General features: G+C 62.6%; 24 protein-coding genes and 1 pseudogene. 14 read left to right on the top strand and 11 right to left on the bottom strand.

Translation table 11 applies throughout. From position 1 onward, the window contains the following. Positions 1–38 precede the first annotated feature (38 nt). On the top strand, positions 39–284 hold the full coding sequence (locus ACZ1JM_RS02695; RefSeq protein WP_465131612.1) for a hypothetical protein: 246 nt from the start codon (positions 39–41) through the stop codon (positions 282–284). Between the two features lie 208 nt (positions 285–492). On the opposite strand, the gene ACZ1JM_RS02690 is transcribed toward ACZ1JM_RS02695, so the two are convergent. The 3 genes from ACZ1JM_RS02690 to ACZ1JM_RS02680 form a co-directional block, all read right to left on the bottom strand. Next, positions 493–1,338, bottom strand: coding sequence for an alpha/beta fold hydrolase (locus ACZ1JM_RS02690; RefSeq protein WP_465131611.1), 846 nt, complete (start codon positions 1,336–1,338; stop codon positions 493–495). Beyond that, positions 1,335–1,535 (bottom strand): hypothetical protein, encoded by a 201-nt coding sequence (locus tag ACZ1JM_RS02685; protein WP_465131610.1) that lies wholly within the window; start codon positions 1,533–1,535, stop codon positions 1,335–1,337. Before ACZ1JM_RS02685 ends, ACZ1JM_RS02690 begins: the two co-directional genes overlap by 4 nt. Positions 1,536–1,655: 120 nt before the next feature. Further along, the gene (locus ACZ1JM_RS02680) at positions 1,656–2,438 is read right to left on the bottom strand and encodes an enoyl-CoA hydratase/isomerase family protein (RefSeq protein WP_465131609.1); all 783 of its coding nucleotides are present in this window, start codon (positions 2,436–2,438) and stop codon (positions 1,656–1,658) included. A gap of 183 nt (positions 2,439–2,621) precedes the next feature. Here ACZ1JM_RS02680 and ACZ1JM_RS02675 point away from each other — a divergent pair, with 183 nt between their 5' ends. Next, complete coding sequence (locus ACZ1JM_RS02675; protein WP_465131608.1) at positions 2,622–2,870, top strand: hypothetical protein; 249 nt, start codon at positions 2,622–2,624, stop codon at positions 2,868–2,870. Positions 2,871–3,087: 217 nt separating this feature from the next. Here ACZ1JM_RS02675 and ACZ1JM_RS02670 read toward each other — a convergent pair whose 3' ends face one another. Next, positions 3,088–3,789, bottom strand: coding sequence for a nuclear transport factor 2 family protein (locus tag ACZ1JM_RS02670; RefSeq protein WP_465132561.1), 702 nt, complete (start codon positions 3,787–3,789; stop codon positions 3,088–3,090). Between the two features lie 362 nt (positions 3,790–4,151). Here ACZ1JM_RS02670 and ACZ1JM_RS02665 point away from each other — a divergent pair, with 362 nt between their 5' ends. Together ACZ1JM_RS02665 and ACZ1JM_RS02660 are read left to right on the top strand one after the other, a co-directional pair. Then, positions 4,152–4,934 carry an SDR family NAD(P)-dependent oxidoreductase gene (locus ACZ1JM_RS02665; RefSeq protein WP_465131607.1) on the top strand — a complete coding sequence of 261 codons (783 nt, stop codon included), beginning with the start codon at positions 4,152–4,154 and terminating at the stop codon, positions 4,932–4,934. 444 nt (positions 4,935–5,378) lie between these two features. Next, the gene (locus tag ACZ1JM_RS02660) at positions 5,379–5,633 is read left to right on the top strand and encodes a hypothetical protein (RefSeq protein ID WP_465131606.1); all 255 of its coding nucleotides are present in this window, start codon (positions 5,379–5,381) and stop codon (positions 5,631–5,633) included. 203 nt (positions 5,634–5,836) lie between these two features. Here the strand turns inward: ACZ1JM_RS02660 and ACZ1JM_RS02655 are convergent, their stop codons facing one another. The 5 genes from ACZ1JM_RS02655 to ACZ1JM_RS02635 form a co-directional block, all read right to left on the bottom strand. Beyond that, positions 5,837–5,977 (bottom strand): hypothetical protein, encoded by a 141-nt coding sequence (locus ACZ1JM_RS02655; protein ID WP_465131605.1) that lies wholly within the window; start codon positions 5,975–5,977, stop codon positions 5,837–5,839. 220 nt (positions 5,978–6,197) lie between these two features. Further along, complete coding sequence (locus tag ACZ1JM_RS02650) at positions 6,198–7,178, bottom strand: amidohydrolase family protein (protein ID WP_465131604.1); 981 nt, start codon at positions 7,176–7,178, stop codon at positions 6,198–6,200. Between the two features lie 2 nt (positions 7,179–7,180). Further along, a complete protein-coding gene (locus ACZ1JM_RS02645) occupies positions 7,181–7,453 on the bottom strand; it encodes a hypothetical protein (RefSeq protein ID WP_465131603.1) in 273 nt (90 codons plus the stop codon). Then, positions 7,422–7,646 carry a hypothetical protein gene (locus ACZ1JM_RS02640; protein ID WP_465131602.1) on the bottom strand — a complete coding sequence of 75 codons (225 nt, stop codon included), beginning with the start codon at positions 7,644–7,646 and terminating at the stop codon, positions 7,422–7,424. Before ACZ1JM_RS02640 ends, ACZ1JM_RS02645 begins: the two co-directional genes overlap by 32 nt. Beyond that, complete coding sequence (locus tag ACZ1JM_RS02635) at positions 7,640–7,939, bottom strand: hypothetical protein (protein ID WP_465131601.1); 300 nt, start codon at positions 7,937–7,939, stop codon at positions 7,640–7,642. Before ACZ1JM_RS02635 ends, ACZ1JM_RS02640 begins: the two co-directional genes overlap by 7 nt. A gap of 309 nt (positions 7,940–8,248) precedes the next feature. Here ACZ1JM_RS02635 and ACZ1JM_RS02630 point away from each other — a divergent pair, with 309 nt between their 5' ends. The 6 genes and pseudogenes from ACZ1JM_RS02630 (at position 8,249) to ACZ1JM_RS02605 (ending at position 13,569) form a co-directional block, all read left to right on the top strand. Continuing rightward, complete coding sequence (locus tag ACZ1JM_RS02630; protein ID WP_465131600.1) at positions 8,249–9,421, top strand: oxidoreductase; 1,173 nt, start codon at positions 8,249–8,251, stop codon at positions 9,419–9,421. Positions 9,422–9,633: 212 nt separating this feature from the next. Next, positions 9,634–9,954, top strand: a complete 321-nt coding sequence (locus tag ACZ1JM_RS02625) for a 2Fe-2S iron-sulfur cluster-binding protein (protein WP_465131599.1) — start codon at positions 9,634–9,636, stop codon at positions 9,952–9,954. Positions 9,955–10,090: 136 nt separating this feature from the next. Further along, positions 10,091–10,351 (top strand): annotated as a pseudogene (locus ACZ1JM_RS02620) (IS630 family transposase); the annotation flags it as partial. 478 nt (positions 10,352–10,829) lie between these two features. After that, entirely contained in the window at positions 10,830–11,762 is a 933-nt protein-coding gene (locus ACZ1JM_RS02615; RefSeq protein WP_465132537.1) for an NAD(P)-dependent oxidoreductase, read from the top strand. Next, positions 11,759–12,142 carry a carboxymuconolactone decarboxylase family protein gene (locus ACZ1JM_RS02610; RefSeq protein WP_465132536.1) on the top strand — a complete coding sequence of 128 codons (384 nt, stop codon included), beginning with the start codon at positions 11,759–11,761 and terminating at the stop codon, positions 12,140–12,142. The genes ACZ1JM_RS02615 and ACZ1JM_RS02610 overlap by 4 nt, the downstream gene beginning before the upstream one ends. Beyond that, positions 12,139–13,569: an aldehyde dehydrogenase family protein gene (locus tag ACZ1JM_RS02605; protein ID WP_465132535.1), complete on the top strand. Its 1,431-nt coding sequence runs from the start codon at positions 12,139–12,141 to the stop codon at positions 13,567–13,569. Before ACZ1JM_RS02610 ends, ACZ1JM_RS02605 begins: the two co-directional genes overlap by 4 nt. Positions 13,570–13,621: 52 nt before the next feature. Here the strand turns inward: ACZ1JM_RS02605 and ACZ1JM_RS02600 are convergent, their stop codons facing one another. Together ACZ1JM_RS02600 and ACZ1JM_RS02595 are read right to left on the bottom strand one after the other, a co-directional pair. Beyond that, positions 13,622–14,152, bottom strand: coding sequence for a flavin reductase family protein (locus ACZ1JM_RS02600; protein ID WP_465132534.1), 531 nt, complete (start codon positions 14,150–14,152; stop codon positions 13,622–13,624). A 45-nt stretch (positions 14,153–14,197) separates the two neighbouring features. Beyond that, on the bottom strand, positions 14,198–14,977 hold the full coding sequence (locus ACZ1JM_RS02595) for an IclR family transcriptional regulator (protein ID WP_465132533.1): 780 nt from the start codon (positions 14,975–14,977) through the stop codon (positions 14,198–14,200). A gap of 93 nt (positions 14,978–15,070) precedes the next feature. On the opposite strand from ACZ1JM_RS02595, the gene ACZ1JM_RS02590 reads away from it, so the two are divergent. From ACZ1JM_RS02590 to ACZ1JM_RS02575, 4 genes are all read left to right on the top strand, one after another. Further along, complete coding sequence (locus ACZ1JM_RS02590) at positions 15,071–16,213, top strand: amidohydrolase family protein (RefSeq protein ID WP_465132532.1); 1,143 nt, start codon at positions 15,071–15,073, stop codon at positions 16,211–16,213. 150 nt (positions 16,214–16,363) lie between these two features. Then, entirely contained in the window at positions 16,364–17,608 is a 1,245-nt protein-coding gene (locus ACZ1JM_RS02585) for a spinster family MFS transporter (protein ID WP_465132531.1), read from the top strand. Positions 17,609–17,766: 158 nt separating this feature from the next. Continuing rightward, positions 17,767–18,090 (top strand): nuclear transport factor 2 family protein, encoded by a 324-nt coding sequence (locus tag ACZ1JM_RS02580; protein ID WP_465132530.1) that lies wholly within the window; start codon positions 17,767–17,769, stop codon positions 18,088–18,090. A gap of 19 nt (positions 18,091–18,109) precedes the next feature. Then, a complete protein-coding gene (locus ACZ1JM_RS02575) occupies positions 18,110–18,310 on the top strand; it encodes a hypothetical protein (protein WP_465132529.1) in 201 nt (66 codons plus the stop codon). Positions 18,311–18,336: the final 26 nt, after the last annotated feature.

Below are 18,336 nucleotides of genomic sequence, written 5' to 3'. Positions count from 1 at the left end.
GCGCTTTCTGCCCTATCCTGCATAGATAGGAGAGCATCATGTTGGGTATGGGTGAGGGCGGCGACAACTGCCCGTTCAGCTTTAACTTCGACGCCACTACCTTCAAGGTTGGCGACATCGTGAGCTACCGGGTAACGGGCGATCTGGCGGACTTTCCGTTCGTCGGGACACTGGTGGAGGTCGGCGAGGACCATGTTCTGATCCGGGGCGACGAACGCATACCCGACAAACTGTATCGAGGCACACGCGAAAGCCGGCCGCTGGTAAACGAAAGCGAAATCTGAACGGCGCGAGTACGCAGCTTGCCTGGTGTTGTTTGTTCCGTCTCATAGTGCGATGCAATGGTGCCGCAGCGACGGCGATGCAGGGGCGACCCCGGATATCGCTCAACTCCGATCCAGTTGGCCGACGCCGGGTGGCTAGGGCGTCGGTACATTAATTTGTTTGTTTCTGGGATGTTCGCGCTGTTCGATGATGTCATTTAGCTTGATATCACGCGAGCAGTTCCAGTGCGATTCGGTTGAACGCTTCGGCATTTTCGAACATGCACCAGTGACCGGCGTCGGGTACCACACGAAAGCGCATTGCCGGGCGGAATCGGCGCAACGCATTCTCCTGCACGGCGGGCACGGGATGCGGCCCGTCAAAGGCCCCCCATATCGCGTCCACCGGCGCATGGACATGGGTCAGAGCACGCAGCAAATGATCGGGCATAATAAGTGGCCCCGGATTAGTGCGGGCGCGCAGCATCCCCTGCCGGTAGATGGTTGTCGCCAACTCGTCGGCTTGTGCGGGGTCATGCAGCATGATGTTGAGCATGTTGGCCTGAACGGCATCATTCCATGCCGCGCCCTCCAGTCCCCTCAGACGTTGTAGGCCAATCTCGCCCAGCGGCGTGTCGAGCCCGCCGGGATCGACGAGGATGAGGCGGCGCACCCGACCGGGATGGCGGCTGGCCAAGTGGGTGGCGAGTACGCCACCGAAGGAGAAACCCATGACATCGACCGGCGCCTGGCCGATCAGGATTGCGATGCCTGCGGCAATCGGATCGACATAGGCGGCATGATCATCCCCGGCGGGGAGAGCGGAGTCGCCCGAGCCGGGCAGGTCGGGAATCCACAGCGCGCGCCCGGAGCCGAGCGCCTTAATATTGCGGAACCAGTGCGCCCAGGAGCCATGCGCGCCGTGAATCATCACCAGCGGCGTGCCCTCGCCCCAGACGCGCCAGACCATTTCGCCATCGCCGCGGTGTTTGCGCGCCTGCGTCTCCAGCGCGGCGAGGCTGGCTTCGGCGTCGGTCGTAGCAGGGGAGGCGGGATCGGGGGAGAGGCTGGTCATTGTGGTTGGTTATCCTGTGCCCAGATGAGCAAAGCTGGGCCGTAACCGGCGATCTCAACGCCGATGATTCCGAGGGGCGCTTGCTGCGCGGCCAGTTGAGTGTCGAACGCGCCGCCCTCCTTCTTCAGTGTCCAGCCGCCCGCCCGCTCCATCACCGGCAGCAGCACGGCGGGATGGACGCCAGCGATGTCGGCCATGCGCGTCCGTCCTTTGGGAGACACCGCCTCGCCATACAGTTCGCCCATCTAACCCTCCCAAGTCGTTTTTCGCTCCATTTGGATACCGGCCGGGTTTACCGGAAGGCCGCCTTGCCGTCGTCAGCGGCCGAAGAACACGGGCTTTTCCCGAGCCAGAAAGGCTTTGACCGCACCCTGCGCATCCTCAGTGCGAAGCGCCGCGCCAATAGCCTTCGCCTCCGCATCGAGTTGGTCGGACAGAGTGGCGCCATAGCTTTCGCGCAGCAGTCGCTTGATGCCGCCGAAGGCGCGTAGCGGACCGGCGGCGATCGTGGTGGCGACCGCCAGCCCTTCCGCCTCCACTGCATCATCGGCGACCAGCCGGGTGACGAGGCCGTAGTGCTCAGCTTCTTGCGCGGACAGCCGACGGTTGAGAAAGGCCATTTCCTGCGTGCGTCGCAAGCCGATGACGCGTGGAAGAGTCCATGTAGCACCGCCGTCGCTGGTAAGGCCAAGGGCGATATAGGCCATGCTGAAGCTGGCGCTTTCGCCAGCGATGACGATGTCACCCGCCGCAGCAAGGCTGAGGCCCGCGCCCGCCGCCGCGCCCTGCACCGCGACGATCAGCGGCGCGTCGATCCGCGCCAACGCGCGCAGTCCGTCATGCAGGCGCGCGGCCAGCCGTTCGATGAAGGCGCTGGGGTCAGCCTCTTGGGCGAAGGCGCGAATGTCGCCGCCGACGCAGAAATTGCGTCCCTGCGCCGTCACTAAAACGGCGCGTACGCTAGGCTCGGCGGCGATTGCCTCACACTGTTTCGCCAGCGCGTCGATCAAATCCCAGTGCATCGCATTGCCCGCATCGGGACGGGCCAGAGTGATCCGCGCAAGCCCGTCGGCGATCGCTAGGGTGACCAGATCATTCATGCGCTTCTCCTGTTGGTCGTGCGTTCTGTTCTTCCACCGCGCCAACAAGCCTTAAAAGATATAAATCGTGGCGAAGCGCAAACTGGAGGCGTTCACATCCCTGATTTGTGCAGTGGGCTTCACCTTCACCCATCCGCGGGACACGCGCGGCATCCAGTTCTAATGGCCAGCGCTGGAAGGGGAATGGCATCCACGTTTGGGCGGCATGCGGCCAGAGCCAAAGGGCCTGATAGACGCGCCGCGCATCGCTTGGTGGGGGCGATGGTGCCCGATGCGGCGGCGGCCGTCGCCCGATTGGCGCAGCTTGGCGGGTTGCCCGCGCTTTTCTGTGACGCCGATGCACCACCTGATCGGATAGCGGCCGCCCTGTCATTGGGCGGCGGGGTTCTCGCGCTCTATCGCCTGCCCGACTATCCGCGCGGACCGCTGTAAGGAAACATATCCTGAGTGATCCTTGCCGGCCAAAACGACAGTCGGCGATGGGAAGTAGGGGGCTTATGCCCTGCTTCTGGTGGCCTACACCCGATCGGACGGAGAGGCCCGCATAACCTCAATGCTGAAGATCGAGTGTCCCATTTGTCTAAAGGGGATGCAGGAAGTCAGGCGGCCGAACTGGCTCGGGCAGTTGCCGATGCCGGCGGGCCTAGCCTCATAACCGCGCTTCGCTCGCAATGATCAGACCCTCCCGTCGTGAGCTCCGGCGCGGCGTGAAATCCGCCTCGTGACCGTCGTGCCGCCACGGAGCGCTGCTGAAGCGGCTTGACCTCCCGTCAGGCATCAAGCGCGCAGCGGGGCGGTAGCGGCGGCAATAATTGTCCGCGCACAGATGCAAACCGCCCTTGAGTACCTTGCGCCCGAATGCAGCCCCAGGAACGGTCAGGTCGTGGCTCGCCTCTTCATCGCCCCGCCGCGCAGATTGCGCGGCACGCAGCACGCCTTCTGCGTTGCTAGTGTGGCGGCATCGGCATACCAGTCTAAGGTCCATTCCCACACATTGCCAATCATGTCGCACACCCCGTGACCGTCGGCTCGAAAGTGCCCGACCGGCAATCCGGGCGAAGCGATCCTGTGGATCGTGCGACCAAGGGAATTGGCCGCGCCAGATGTTGTGCTGTTCTCCGGCGATGTTCAGCACGACGACATAGCTGCAACCGCGCACCTCGTCGCCGTCCGCTTCCAGCACGGTGTAGAGGTTGAGGTGCCGTAATGAGGACGCGGACTGCGCCGTCGGCGTCATGAAATCAAGGAGCGCCTGCCGCCCCTCGCAATAGCCGAAAGGGCTGGCCCAAACCGCGTCCCGCGTGAAAAGCTCAGCCATCTTGTCGGGCCGACCTCTGTCTAGGGGCGCAATAGCGTCCCAGAAGATCTCTGATCTCGAACTAATCCTCGGTTTTCAGCATCCCGTCTCTCCATGAATGCGCCCCTTATTTTTCTGTGCAGCGGGCGCGGTCAGGCCATCCCGTGGGTGCGCCCGAACGTGACAAATTCATAAGGTCGGACGAATTGTGCGGGCCAGCCCGAAAGGCAATATCCGCTGCCTGATGACGGCACGGATGCGTCCAGTTTGCGTGGACAAATCCTTGTCCTTGGGACAGGTTTTTACAGTTAGGGAAGCGCCAAGCGATGACTTACGCCAGCGCCGGCTGATGCATCGGGCTGAAGTGCGGTTCTGAACAGGCCGGGCACAATCGGCTTTTCTCGAAGGAGTAATGAATGACGGACCGTGGCGCGGCGCTGAAAGCGGTTTTCGGGCTTGAGGGCAAAAGGGCGGTGGTGACCGGCGCCGGATCGGGCCTGGCCGAGACCATAGCCAAGACGCTGGCTCAGGCAGGCGCGTCCGTAGTGGTGGCGCATGACGATGTTGCAGAGGCGGAGCGTGTCGCCGCCGCGATCCGCAACGGGGGCGGCGTGGCCAGCGCGGCGATTTGCGATCCGACCCACGAGGCTTCGGTGGTCGCGCTGTTCGCCGAAGGTGAAGCGCCTGACATCGTCGTACTGGGCGCGATGATGCAGAGTGGGGTTCCTGCCGTCGAGATGCGTGCGGACCAGTGGGACAGCATGTTCGCGGTCAATACGCGCGGCGCGTTCCTCACCGCGCGAGAGGCGATCAGGCGGATGGTCGTGAGCGGCAATGGCGGGCGGATCATCGCGCTCAGTACCATTGGCTCGGGCCATCCCGTGCTGCGCGGCAATACCGCCTATGGCGCATCTAAGGCCGCGCTCAACCAGATGTGTCGCAACTTGGCGTTCGAACATGCCGGCGACAATATCCGCGTGAACGCGATCCTGCCCGGCGCGATCCCAGGCAACGCGCCCAAGATGGCGGGCTGGGAAGCCTATCCGGCGAGCGGTCCGGGCACTAATGTCGACCGGCATTTGAGCGGCTTTGGCGATCCGGCCGATGTCGGCTGGTTGGCGGTCTATCTCTCCAGCCTTGCGGCACGCTACGTGACCGGGCAGATGTTCGTGATCGACGGCGGGTTCCAGGTGGGCTGACGGATCGCTGGTGGACTTGGCCGCACGCCAAACGCGTACATCGCCTGCGCCCGCACAATGACAGTTTTGTCACACCGCCCAAAGCTGCTTTACGCGGGTTACTGAAGTAATCGTTTCAGTCGTAGGCGATGTCGTAGTCAACGTGCGGCCACTGAGCAACGAGCACTATCGCCCCGGACCGTCGAGCGGCGTCATCGGTGGAGAGGATGAACATCCATATCGACGGCGAACTTTATCAGTTGGGCATCGCGGTGAAAACGTGGAAGCCGCAGTGGCCCATTACGGCCGTCTGCTAGGTGTGGAACCGTTCCTGCGGGTGGATACCGATTATAACGCCCGCTATCGCGACTGGACTGGCCGTGTCGCCAACTGACACGCCTTCGCAAAATGGGGCAATGTCTATCGTGAACTGATCGAACTGGCGGGCGAGACCAACGCGAAGGAATGGCTGAACACGCAGGGCGAGGGCATATTCCATTTGGGCTATGCGGTCGCAATGTGTCGATGCTGCCGACTGCCGCATCCGTCTGTTTCGAGACGCTCGACCAGCGCATGCCCGACGACAGGCCGATGCTGGTTCATCTCGATACGGTGGGCGAACTGGGCTATTTCCTGGAACTGGCCGACCGGCGCATGGTCGATGGGCTGAACGCGACGATCGACAGGTTCGCGGCGACCGGCGAATTGCCAAACTTCTGAACGAGCAGGCGGAGGGAACTTTCTAGATCCGCATCCGCCTCGGGGCAGTAACGCGGGGTGACTGACCAAAAGTAACAGCCTGCCGCGAACATGCCATCCTTCATGGTCGCGGGAAGATAGCGGATATCGAGCTCGGTGCAGTCCAAGGCCGACCGATGGGCCTCCGCCGGGTCGCCAGCGGCGACTGCGTGGAAGATGCGGGCTTATTCATGCCACATCTGAGCAGCGCGTGCCGGCTGATCGCCCCCCAGGTGCAGTTCGGTCAGCATCGCATTATGGTAGGCGCCATGATGTTCGTGCCCGATGCAGAAATCCATCTTCGATCCCTGCGGCTTTTCGCGCATCAATGATGCCGCATCCAATGTCCGCCGCTCTGCCGGCCAATACTCGGCTCTCGGTGACGCCTCCGGAAAATCCTGCCGCAGGTCTTGATGTTTCTCTTATGGTTGTGGCTGGAACCTAACCCGCGCCCATTGAGGGCAGCAAAGCCGCGCCCGGCGCTGCACGGTTATGATCATGGCGAAAGGATCGTCGGGCGCGCTAGCGAGCGGGCGGGGGAAGAAGCTAGATCGAATAGGTTGCAGCGGCGACATCGTGGAACAGGGCGAATCTTTCGACCTGCGGAAAAGGCGCCGCATATCGTTTGTAGGCGTTCCAAAGGACGCCATACTCCAGATGTCGCCCGTCTCCTGGGAAATTGCTTTCGAACATGCAACGGTTCGGGCCGAAACGATCAATAAGATGATCGAACCAGGGGCGACAATGGTCCGCAAGGCCAGCCGATCCTTCTTCCGTGCGGAAATGCACGCCCGGCCTGAGAAAAAGACCGCTTAGCTTGACGACGATGTTCGGCCTCTGTGCGAGGGCGTCGATGTGGCGCTGCCACAGGGCGCGCACCTCGTCTTCCCGTCCGGCATAAGGGCCGGTCAGCGTGACGCCGCCCATATGATCGAGGATGATCGGCAGGTCCGGCACGGCGTCCGCCAGGGCGATCAGATCATCAAGCTGGTGGAAATGCATCCACGTATCGAACGAAAGGCCGCGCGCGGCGACGGTGCGAAGAGCTTGCTGGAAACGGGGTTCGGGGAGCGCGCCGCGCGGCAATCCCTTGCTTTCGAAATTGAGTGACGGGTCGCAATCCCAAGCCGAAATCTGGCGGACGTCGCGCAGCCGATCGCCCGCCGCCCGTCTATGGGCGTCCAGCAGTTCATCGAGCAAGGCCGGAGCCAGCGTCAGATCAATAGCAGTGACGATGCCGCGTGCTAGTGCAACATCCCATCCCACCGTCGCCTCCGCTGCGACACGTGCATAGGCAGACTCGCCAGCCAGCCGCAAATGGGCAGGGCCGTCCGACAGATGCCCGCTTCCCGCCTCCATATAGATTGTCGCGATGATATTGTGGCCGCTTGTCCGCACTGTGCCGACCATGTCGATCACGTTGGAATCGACATAATGAGGAGATGGTGATCTGTCCCATAGATGATGGTGAGGGTCGATGATCGGCAAGTCGGGGGCTAGGGCCGCTTCGGCGAGGGCATGGGGCATCGCTATTCTCCTTCCCACCGGGCCATCATAGTCTGAGGCGTCGGCGAGGTGGCGGCAAATGCCCCCTCAGAGATTTCCTGGCGTGCACGCTGGCGCAGATAATGGTGGAGATCCTCCAGATCGGCGGCCATGAATTTAAGGACATCGGGCAGGCCGTTGGCCTTGCGCAACCCCTTGTGCACAATGCCCTCGAAGATCGCGGGGTCGAGCGGGGCGGTCAATGATCTGCCCGGTGTGCCGATGTCATAAGGCCATTGCAGGCCCAGCCGCTTCACCGTGCCCGCGTATCCTCGCGGCGATCGTGCTGGCGACATTGCGATAGGCGAGCGCGCCGCTTTCGAACCCCTGCCTGTCGATCCAGTTGGCATAGCCCGGGTCGCAGCCCAGCTTCGTTTCATGGCACCATTCAGGCCAGTCGTTCATCAGGCCAGTCACGAACGCCCCGGCCCAGTCGATCGCCTCTACCATGGTGGCGCTGTCGGGCGTCGGGCGGGGGCCCTTCCATATCCGGCCGCGCGATGCGGTAGGATGCCGTGCAGCCAGTCCGTCAGCAGCGAGAGTATGACCCCAGCCGCAGCGTCTCGACCAGCATCCGACGTCACGCCCTCCGCGATCTGGCTGACGGCGGTGCGCAGCCGTTTGGGCAGGCTGTCGTCACCATAGTCGGCAAGGCCGGTCTGCCGCTCCGCTTCTGCCAGCAGCCGTTCGGCGTCGAGCAGAACCGGCTCGGACGTTAGCGGCAGGGTCGCTTTCTCATCCATCTCTCTCCAGCTTTCTCTTATGCAGGCCCAATCAGGATTCTTGGTCTTGAAGGCTCCAACTTTAGGTCTGCGTGAGGCCTGGGCAGCGGGGGTGCGCTTCATGGATATGCTGGATAGGGTGCGTCCCAGGTGAGCCTTCGGACCACCTTTGTCGATGCTCGCCTGTCGATGCGCTGTCGAAACATCGTGACCTATAATGAGCCGGTCGCGATGCGTGCGACAACAGCGATGTGATATGTCGCCGATGGCTTGCCACGCTACGCCGCAACATGCATCGGTTCTGTGATTGCCGATCTGGAAGGGACTATCATGACTTTCGCCGAGGATGCCAAGCAAGTGTCCGACATCGCGCCGCTGCTCCAGCCGTTGACCATCCGTGGCACAACCATTCCCAACCGGCTGGCGATGGCGCCGATGACGCGCAGCTTCTGCCCGGACAATCTGCCCGACGACGATGTCGTGGGCTATTATCACCGCCGCGCAGAGGGCGAGACCGGGCTGATCGTGACAGAGGCGATCGGTACAGATCATCCCGCCGCCGTCGGTGACACCGGGCTGGGCGAAACCAACCTGCCGTTGTTCCGGGGCCAGGACACGGTCGACGCCTGGGCGCGCGTGGTGAGGGCGGTGCATCCCACCGGCGCGAAGATCATTCCCCAGCTCTGGCATCAAGGGCCGATGCGCATGCCCAATGCGGATGCGCCTGCCTTCTCGCCGTCCGGCCGCTATGGCGACCCCGACAAGTCCGCCGGCTATTATGCCGAGAAAGCTAAGATCATGGCGGCGGCCGACATGCCCGTCCCCACGGACGAGGAGATCGCCGACGTAGTCGATGGCTTCGGCCGCGCTGCCGCGCAGGCGATGGCGGCCGGGTTCGACGGCCTCGCCCTGCACGGGGCGCATGGGTATCTGATCGACAGTTTCCTATGGGGAGAAACGAACCGCCGGACCGACCGCTGGGGCGGCGACGCCGTTGCGCGCGCTACCTTCGCGGTTGAAGTGGTCAAAGCCTGCCGTCGCGCAATCGGCGAGGACAAGCCGCTGCTGTTCCGCTTCTCGCAGTGGAAGCAGCAGGATTTTCGCGCTCGTCTTGCCGATACGCCGCAGGCCCTAGAAGCCATATTGGGGCCATTGTCTGATGCTGGCGTCGATCTGTTCGATGCCAGCGTGCGCTACTTTAACACGCCTGCCTTCCCCGACGAATCCGAGCTGTCGCTGGCGGGCTGGGCCAAGAAGCTGACGGGCAAGCTGACCGGCGCAGTCGGTGGCATCGGTTTCAGCAAGGGCATGTACGACACTATGTCGTCGAGCAGCGCGGGTTCGAACAACCTGCCGCTGGTGATTCAGCGGTTCGAGGCGGGCGAATTCGACATGGTATCGATCGGCCGCGCGTTACTGCATGATCCTTATTGGATCCGCAAGGCGCGGCTGGGCGAGCCGCTGCCGGCGTTCGACCCGGAATCGCTGGCGCGGCTGACCTAACCGGTACGGCGGGGCGGGGAAGGGCATCTTTTCTCTAGCCTGCCTGTGGCATTTGGCAGACGACCTGCATGACGGATTGGCGTTCCATGCAGATCGGTCAGTCAGCAATATGATGCGCGGAATAGGCCTGCGGCCCCGATGCCTCGGGGAAGGATAGCATGCAGGGGCTTTAGATGGCAGGATCTACGTTGGACGGGAGCAACGAGGCGAAAATGGCCACTATCATCTTCATCGAATCCGACGGCGCCCGGCGCGCGGTGGATGCGCGCGACGGAGATTCGCTGATGCGCGCGGCGACCCAGGCGGGGGTTGATGGCATCATCGCCGAGTGCGGCGGCGCCATGACTTGCCTCACTTGCCATTGCTATATCGATCCTGCCCGGTTCGACAGCCTGACCCCGCCCGCCGAGATGGAGCGCACGCTGCTGGAAGATGTGCTGGAATCGCGACCCAACAGCCGCCTGTCCTGCCAAGTCGTTGTGCGTGCGGCGATGGAGGGGCTGGAGGTAACGCTGCCCGAATGGCAGGGCTGAATGTCGGTTGGCCCTAGTGATCTGGAACTGAAGTAGGTCTCATTGTATGTGTTTTTGTTGGGCAAGCAGGCGGATTTGGTCGTACTGAGCGGCGAGGACCGGACGTTTCTTGAAGCGCCGGTCCGACGACGCGTAGGTGGCTCAGCTGATCGAGCGTACACTGAACACCACCACGAAGGACGCCACAGATGGTCGATCCGATCAATGGCAGCCGACACCGGGCTGTCGCATATCACCATCCGACGGATCTGGGTCGCATTTGGCCTCCAACCGCAATGGTCCGAGACGTTCAAGCTGTCGACCTATCCTCTGTTTGTTGACAAGGTCCACGATATTGTCGGCCTCTAACATGTCTCCACCGAACCGGGCGGTCGTGCTGTGCGTGGACGAAAAATCCTAGACCCAGCCAGTGGATCGCGAGCAACTGCAACGTGGCGTCCATCGATCCACTACCGAACCCGAAGCCGACATCGCGGCCTTCATCAAGGCGCACAATCCAAACCCTACAAGTGGCGGTCTTCTAGTTGCAGGCGACGCTGGTGGATTTATACCAGCGTTAACGCATATTTTCGAACGAGAAATTTCGGAAACCTCTGGCAGGAGGACTAGGAAGTCCAATAGCGGCCCAGTCTCCTCAGATCCCGAAAACAACGGGCTGCGTCATGACGTTGAAGACGCCACCTCTTTGGAAGACGCAAAGCGCAACGCACGCTATTTGTCGCACCTACCCATTTGGGGATCGCGATGGCTAGCAGTGTCGCTGCAATGCCCGCCACAATCATTGCGCGCAGGGCGGGCCGACCGGCGTGATAGTGCGCGGGACCCTCGCTATGCGCAAACCGGTCGTGACCTGAACGGAAACAGGAGGATATTGCTTGTCTGAAACGCCATCTACCGGCCCCGCAATCGGCTTCATCGGCTTGGGCAATATGGGCCGTCACATGGCGCGGCGGCTGGCCGAGAGTGGCCGCTTGCTCATCGTCTTCGACATCAGCGCTACCGCCTGCGATGAAGCGCGCGCGCTGGGGATGATCGTGGCAGCCTCGCCGCGCGCGGTCGCCGACGCGGCGGGCGTGGTGCTGACCAGCCTGCCGACGCCCGTCGTTGTGCGGCAGGTGTTAACTGGGCAGGACGGCGTAGCAGAGGGTAACGTGGTTAAGACGGTGATCGACCTTTCCACCATAGGGCCGGAACTGGCGGTTGAAAACGCCGCCGCGCTCGCGCATCGGGACATCGCACTGATCGATGCGCCGGTCAGCGGCGGAGCCAGCGGCGCTGCGGCGGGCACGCTGGCGATCATGCTGGCTGGTCCGGCCGCCGCGATTGATCGCGCGACGCCACTACTGAAGGTGCTTGGCCAGACGATCATCCCTGTCGGAGAGAAGGCGGGCCAGGCGCAGACCGTCAAGCTCATTAACAACATGCTGTTCGGCGCGCATCTGATCGCGGCGCTGGAAGGGATGGCGATGGGAGTGCGCTGCGGCGTGGATCCGCAGCGGCTGCTCGATGTCATCAACGCCTCGTCAGGGCGCAGCTTCATCACCGAAAAGCGAGTTGCGGCCAACGTGCTGCATCGCGACGACCAAGTGCGCTTCGCCACGGGGCTGCTGCACAAGGATGTGGCGCTGGGGGTACGGGAAGCGGCGGCGGCTGGCGCGCACCTGCACTTGCACCTGGCCAGCGAAGCCTTTCTGGCGGACGCTGTGGCGCAGGGCTATGGCGAGCGAGACTATTCAGCGCTTATCGAGATTTTCGAGCGGCTCAGCGGCGTCGCCGTACGCGCCGAGGCAAAGGAGACAATAGAATGACGGGTATAAGGGAGCGCGGCCGGGAAATCATGGCCGAAGTGATCGGTCAGGATTATTTCGACAAGCGAGAGGCCAGCACCAACAGCTTCAACGCCGACGCACGCCGCCTGTCGGAGCAATATTGTTTCGGCGCGATATGGGACCGGCCCGGCCTGCCGCGAAAGACGCGATCGATGCTGTGCCTCGCCACGCTGACCGCGCTTAATCGCGGCACGGAATTACGCGCGCATGTGAACGGTGCGCTTAACAACGGCTGCACAGTCGACGAAATCAAGGAAGTGCTGCTCCAACAGATCATCTATTGCGGCCTGCCTGCGGGACTGGAAAGCATCCGCATCGCCGAGGAAGTCTTCACTGCGCGCGGACTGGACTATACATGATGCGCGCCTTTATCTCCGGAGAATGGCAGGAAGCCGATAACGTATCCCGCAACATCAACCCGTCCGACACCGATGACGTCATCGGCGAGTTCGCGAGTTGCACGCCCGAAATGGTCGAGCAGGCGATCGAGGCGGCGGTCGTCGCGCAGCCGCGCTGGGGGGCGATGTCGCCGGTTGCGCGGGCGGACGTGCTCGATCGCGCGGGGCAGGAGATATTGGCGCGCGCCGCAGAATTGGGCGACTTGCTCGCCCGCGAAGAAGGCAAGACCCTGCCCGAGGCGATCGGCGAAGTCGTGCGCGCTGGTCAGGTGTTCCGCTATTATGCAGGGGAGGCGGTGCGCAACGGCGGCACGGCCATCGACGGGCTGCGCGAAGGCGTCGATGTCGAAGTGGTGCGCGAGCCGGTGGGCGTCGTAGGCATCATCACGCCCTGGAACTTCCCGGCAGCGATCCCCGCCTGGAAGATTGCGCCGGCGCTCGCTTTCGGTAACGGGGTTGTGTTCAAGCCCGCCGATCTGGTGCCCGGCTCCGCCGCGGCGATGGCTGACATCATTGTGCGCGCGGGCGTGCCGGACGGCGTTTTCAATTTCGTGCCAGGTCGCGGATCGGTGATCGGTAATGCCATCACCCACTCGCCGCGCGTGGACGCGATCAGCTTCACCGGCTCGGAGGGCGTGGGCATGGGTATCCTCGCTGCGGCCGCGCCGATGGGCAAGAAGCTGCAGCTGGAGATGGGCGGCAAGAATCCGCTCGTCGTGCTGGACGATGCCAATATCGACATTGCCGTCGCGGCGGCATTGAATGGCGCCTTCTTCTCAACCGGCCAGCGCTGCACCGCCAGTTCTCGGCTGATTGTAACCGAAGGAATTCACGACCGCTTCGTTGAGGCGTTGGTCGCCGCGATCGGTTGGCAAGTGGTGGGCGATGCGCGGGGCGCCGACACAACAATCGGCCCCGTGGTCAGCGCCGCGCAACTAGATACTGATCTTGATGCCGTAACCCGCGCGGTGACGGACGGCGCGATACGTATGTGCGGCGGCGAGCGGCTGGAGCGCGGCTCCCCTGGCTTCTACATGGCCCCCGCACTGCTGACGGAAACCCGGGTTGACCAGTGGATCAACCAGAATGAGATATTCGGCCCCGTAGCGAGCGTCATTCGTGTTCGTGATTATGAAGAGGCGTTGGCGGCGGCGAACGGAACCCGCTTTGGTCTCTCGTCCGGTATCTGCACGACCTCGCTCAAATATGCGAACGACTTCAAGCGGAACAGCCGGGCGGGCCTTGTAGCGGTCAACCTGCCGACGGCGGGCATCGACTTCCATGTGCCTTTTGGCGGGCGAGGGGCATCCAGCTATGGCCCGCGGGAACTGGGTCCGGCGGCACGCGACTTCTACACCGTCACCAAGACCCGCTACACATTGGCATGAAAATGACGGCCGACGCCACCTTGATGATGATGTGCGCCGGTCACGCGCCGCGTTATCCCAGCGGGGCCAGCCGCGCAAAGTCGCCGGCGATCCAGCCCAGCGGATCGTCGGATATGGTCTGATCGCCTTCAATGCCTTCGACTTCACCGATGAACAACTCGTGCGTGCCGAAGATCAGCGTCGTGCGGGTGACGCAGAAGATGCTGGCGCGGGCGGCTGGCAGATAGGGCATGCCGTCGCGGGCTGCCCACTCTTGTGACGCGAAACGCGCTTCACGCCGGGCGGGATCGGAAAAGGTCTGAACCAGCGCAGTCTGGCCCGTCGACAGAAGACTGATGCAGAAACGCCCCGCCCGCTCGATCGCGCCGTGTCCGCTGCCGTTACGGTTGACCGCCACCAGCATGGACGGCGGATCCATTGAAACCGGAATCACCGCCGATGCGATCAAGCCCGCGGGCTGGTCTGTCTGCGGGTCGCGCGTGCTGACCAGCGCGACAGGCCCTGGCATCTGGCGCATCGCCGCCTTCAGCGTGGTCGCCAGCATTTCGCGGTCAGGCGCCTGCGTTTGTTCTGAACCGTTCATTTTCCCTTACATCCCCTTAAAAACGGTAGCGCCAGCGCCGTGCCATCATGCTGCAGTGCCCAATACGGCTACTGCAGGTTGGATCAACGCGCGAATATCCTTTAGCTGGCCTGCCGCTCTGGCCAGCGCCTCTTCCGGCCATTGCGACCGCAAGCCGCCGCAACTCAATGTCCAATAACGTCCGTGGGATCCGCTGCCTTCGACCAGCGGCACGGCAACCGCCGCATATTGTCCCTGCATCATAACCAGCGCGACATGCCCGTCCTGTTCGAACTGCGCGCGCGCGGTGTCGATCCGTTCCTGGCGGCGCGGCCAGGCGGCAGGATCGCGCGCTGCAATCGAGATCATCGTCTCCTCCCGTTCCGCTTCGGGCATCACCGCCAGTATTGCGAGGCCGGAGGGGATCGATGTCATCGGCGCGCGCCAGCCGACCGGGCGGTTGGCAAGGACGAAATCGCCATCGACCTGATCCACCGAGACGACATCGAGGCCAGTGCTCAGCCCCAACGTAATCGTCGCGCCCAGCCGTGCGGCGGCCTGCGCCATATAGGGTCGAGCGATGGCGGGCAAATCCTGCCCCTGGATCGCGGCATAGCCCAGCGTCAGTGCGGGCGCCCCCACCCGAAGTGCCGATCCGGTCGGCGCCTTTACCAAGAATCCACAGTCGATCAGCGTACCACACAGGCGCCAGGCAGTTGGCTGGGTCAGCGCGGTACGCCGTGCGATCTCCGACACGGTCAGTTCCAAGCCGGGCCGATCGAAGCATTGCAAGATGCGCAAGCCCCGGACCAACGCCGTGACGCTGCTCTTCTTGTTCTCTTCCACGCCAGATATTGACATCACCCACCTAAACTCGTACCAATCACTAGACGAGTTATATATTCACTGAGCAAATAAGCAAGCCCTGAGGAGGGTGAAATGGACGACTATAGTGGTACCTTTTCGCGGGATATGCCGATCGAGACTGTCGAATGGCCTATGAACCGCGAATCCCAGGATTCCGGCTGGCGTCCGCCGGCGGGCACGCGCGTTATTTCGGTCGATGATCACGGCATGGAAGAAGCGCATCTTTGGGAAAACCGCTTGACCGGGGCTGACAAGCAGCGTGCGCCCAAGCTTTGGCGCGGTGACGATGAGCGCTGGCACATGACCGTCGACGGTATGAGCTATGACGTGCCGGGAATCGAGGGCAATATCGGTGAAGGCCGCCCTGGCATGTGGGATGCCAAAGAGCGCCTGAAGGACATGGATTCGGAGGGGATCGATGTCTCCCTTTTCTTCCACTCGCGCGCCATGTCGCTGGTCCGCTTGGAGGATAAGGCTTTCTTCACGCGCTGCATGGACGTCTATAATGAGTGGCTGGCCGAATATTGCGGCACCAGTCCGGAACGTCTGGTGGGGGTGGGCATCCTGCCCACCATCTACAACCCGACCGATACCGCTGCTTACATCGCCAAGATGAAGGGTATGGGCCTCAAGGCGCTGGAAATTCCGTCCGCGCCCAAGAACGTGCCCTATAATTCGTCGGCGATGGAGCCGATGTGGGAAGCGATCGCGGACAGCGGTATTCCGGTGATGTTCCATGTCGGCGCTTATCTGGAATACCGGGGACAGGGCGCGCTGGGTGCGAACCTGACGAAGAACCTCGGGCCTTATCGTCCGCTATGGTCGCTACTGGCCTTTTCTGGTATCCTGGAGCGGCATCCGAACCTCAAGATCGTCTTCTGTGAAGGCGGCTTTGGCTGGGTGCCTTGGACGTTGCAGGATGCCGACCGCATCTATCAGGTCTATGAGACCGAGATGCGTCCCAAACTGAAGGAACTGCCGAGCTATTATTTCCGCCGCCAGTGCTACACCGCGTTCATGAGTGACGATGTGGGCGTAAAGCTGGCCAAGGAATATGGCTTGACCGACAATCTCCTCTGGTCATGCGATTATCCGCATGGCGAGAGCGTGTTCGGTCAGAGCCGCAACGAGGTTCGCAAAATCTTCGACATATTGGGCGAGGAAAGAGCCAAGGACGTTGTCGGTGGCAACGCGGCGAAGCTCTGGAACCTATAATGCCGATTTAGGGCAGGGATCGCCCGTCGGCTCTGGACAAGCAATCCTTACTCCATCTGGAAGGCCCGCCAGGACATGGTCTGGCGGGCCTATTCGTATCCGTCGACTTTTCGGCTTGTCCCAAGCGGTTCTATCATAGTGGAGAGCCAGATGGACGCGACCCCCGACAAAAATCGCAGTCGCTACGTCTTGGTGGTGCTGACCGCCATCTACATGGTCAACACGATGGATCGCGGCATATTGGCGATTCTGGCCGAACCGATCCGGCGAGACCTGTCGATCAGCGACACGCAGTTCGGGGTGCTGACGGGCCTGGCCTTCGCTCTGTTCTATACGGGCTTTGGCCTGCCGGCGGGATGGCTGGCCGACCGGGTGGGACGTGTGCGGGTGATCGCGGTCGCCTGCGCCATCTGGTCTGCCTGCTCGGCGGCGGGATCGCTGGCGACGAGTTTCGCCACGCTGGCGCTATCGCGAGCCGGGGTTGGCGTGGGGGAGGCGGGCGGTACTGCGCCCTCCTACTCGTTGATCGCCGATCATTATCCACCGGAAAGACGCGGCGTCGCGCTTGGCCTGTTCCATCTAGGCTCGTCGCTGGCGACCCTGATCGGCACCAGTGTCGGGGCCTGGATCGCGTACGCATATGGCTGGCGTTGGGCGCTGGCCGTCATCAGCCTGCCTGGCCTGATCTTCGCCCTGCTGCTGTGGGCGACAGTGCCCGAACCGCGCAGGACGCAGTCAACTGCGGCGCGAGTGCCGATCTGGACTTCGGTGCGCGGTTTCTGTTCCAATCGCCTTCTACGCACGGTTGCGCTGAGTGCGGGCCTCACGGCTTTCTCGACCTATGCGATGATGGCGTGGTTGCCCGCATTCCTGATCCGGGCACGGGATATGACGATGGGCGATATCGCCTTGTGGTACGGTGCGCCCAATGCCATCCTTTTGGGGCTGGGTGTCAGTTCGGCCGGTTGGCTGGCTGACCGGTTTGCGCAGCGTTCCATGCGTGCCTATGCGCTGGTGCCGATGGGCGCCACGCTGGCGATGGCGGGCGCGATCGCGCTGACTCTGATCGTGCCGGGATGGCCGCTGGCGCTGGCGTTCGGGTTGCTTGCCATCGGCCTGAGCCAGATGTTCCTCGCGCCGCTACTGACCATTGTCCAGAATAACAGCCCGGCGGAGCATCGCAGCCTCTATTCCGCGTTGTTCCTGTTGGTGAACAATCTTATCGGCGCGGGCTTTGGCCCGCTCTATGTGGGCATGATCAGCGACTGGTTCGCTGCCGTGATCGGCAATACGTCGCTTGCCGCCGGGATGGCCGCGCTGCTGCCCGTGGCGTCGATCGCTATCTTTGCGCAATGGCGGGTTTCGCGCCTGCTGCCCTCCGGGCCGCTGGCCTGAAATTGCTCGCTTAATCGGCTCGGCGGTCCCTAAACAGGTATCGCGCCGGTGGTCCTCTATCTTTGTTCGGACGCAGAGGGTTTCGTGTCCGGCCAGACCGTCAATATCGACGGCACCTTCGTAATGAGCTGAGACGCGATCTGGACGGGAAGCATGATATGAACAACGTAACATCACTCACCACGGACGAAATCACCGCGCAGTTGGCTGATCGGGAGGCAATCCGCGACTGCCTGGCGCGCTATGCCCGCGGGTTCGACCAGGGCGAGCCGGAACTGGTGGGCTCGGCCTTTTGGCCCGATGCGCGGCACAAGGGATCTGTCGAAGGCACGCCAGAAACCCTGATCGCTGTGTCGATACCGCGCCTTCGCGAGATGGACCTGACGCTGCATCAGCTTGGGCAATCGATGATCCGGTTCGATGACGACCAGGCGGCGGCGGAAGACCTATTTATTCGCCTTTCACCGCATCACCGAAAATGACGTATCGCGCTATTTGCTGATGGGTGGCCGCTATGCCGACATATTGGAAGAGCGCGACCGGGAATGGCGGCTGCTGGACCGGCGGGTCTATTTCAATTGGGCGCACGAAGCGCTGGAAGACAGCACTATCCTGCCGCTTTACAACATCACCACCCATCGGCCCGATCCCGACCGGGCACGTGAGTTGCTGACCCGGTTCGGCTTGTGGGGCGCGCAATAAGGGCGGGGAGCGGGAAGGGGCGTGTT

This window comes from Novosphingobium sp. BL-S-24, from assembly GCF_055521575.1.
The sequence above is the reverse complement of the archived record's forward strand: the minus strand, read 5'-3'. Positions and strand labels throughout refer to the sequence as shown.